The sequence below is a fragment of the Nocardia brevicatena NBRC 12119 genome, from assembly GCF_000308495.1.
In the GTDB taxonomy this organism is placed as follows: domain Bacteria; phylum Actinomycetota; class Actinomycetes; order Mycobacteriales; family Mycobacteriaceae; genus Nocardia; species Nocardia brevicatena.
Genome location: NZ_BAFU01000170.1, coordinates 1 through 958, shown reverse-complemented (window position 1 = coordinate 958; position 958 = coordinate 1). Strand labels below are relative to the sequence as shown.

The window sequence follows — 958 nt, the reverse complement described above, 5'->3', positions numbered from 1 at the left end:
GTGCTGCTGACGAAGATCGACTACACCCGGTCCCCGGTTGTCGTCTTCCGACGCAGTCTCTCATACGGGGTCTGGCCGTCGAGTCCGCCGTGGGGGCGGTGGTAGTTGTAGTAGTCCTGCCATTCTTTGAGTTTCGCGTTGAAGATGTTCACGTCGTCGATGACGACGCCGTCGAGAAGCCGGTAGAACTCCTCGGCGTCGATGCGGTGCGAGCGCTCCACCTTTCCGTTCAGGCGTGGCGTTCGCGGCTTGATATAGACGTGGTTGATGCCCTTGTCCAGCACGTGCCAGTGGAACCCGGACTGGAACTCCGCTCCGTTATCGGTCTGGATCGTCTCGACCGCGAACGGCAGCTGCGAGAGCACGTAGTCGAGGAACTGGATCGCGGTCTTCTGGTTGTTGCGCGGATAGATCTTCAAGATCCGCAGCCGCGTGCAGTCATCGATCGCAGTGAATTGGTAGAACTTCCCACGTCGGCCCACTGGTTTCGGCGAGGTGCCGGTCTTGTCGTGCAGGGCCTCGACGAACTTGACGTCGATCTGTACGTGATGGCCCGGACGCTGCTTCTCGTAGCGCTTCCAGCGGCGGTCGTGGCGCTTGTAGCGCTGTGAGGCCGGCAATCGGCCCATGTCCAGGCGTTTGAGGATGCGCCAGACGCCGGATCTGCTGATCCGAATGTCGTGGTAGCGCTCGAGGTACATGCGGATCTTGTCCGGGCCGAAGTGGTAGTGCTGCCGCAGGTGAACGATCTTGTCGATGACCTCGGCGCGAGTCGCGTTCGGGCTGGTCCGCGGGCGTCGTGACCGTTCGCGCAGCCCGTCCACGCCCTCGGTTTCGTAGCGGCGCAGCCACGTGTAGTACGTGGGCCGACTGATCCCGTAGTACCGGCAGGTCATCGCGACGTTGCCGGTGACTTCCTCGACATGACGCAGGACCGCGAGGCGCCGGCGCACCTCGC

Annotated in this window: 1 protein-coding gene; it reads right to left on the bottom strand. The window is 62.8% G+C overall.

Annotated features, from left to right (window positions below):
* Positions 1 to 20 precede the first annotated feature (20 nt).
* The coding region (locus ON20_RS25785) for an IS481 family transposase (RefSeq protein WP_040839609.1) at positions 21 to 958 on the bottom strand (938 nt) is incomplete at its 5' end.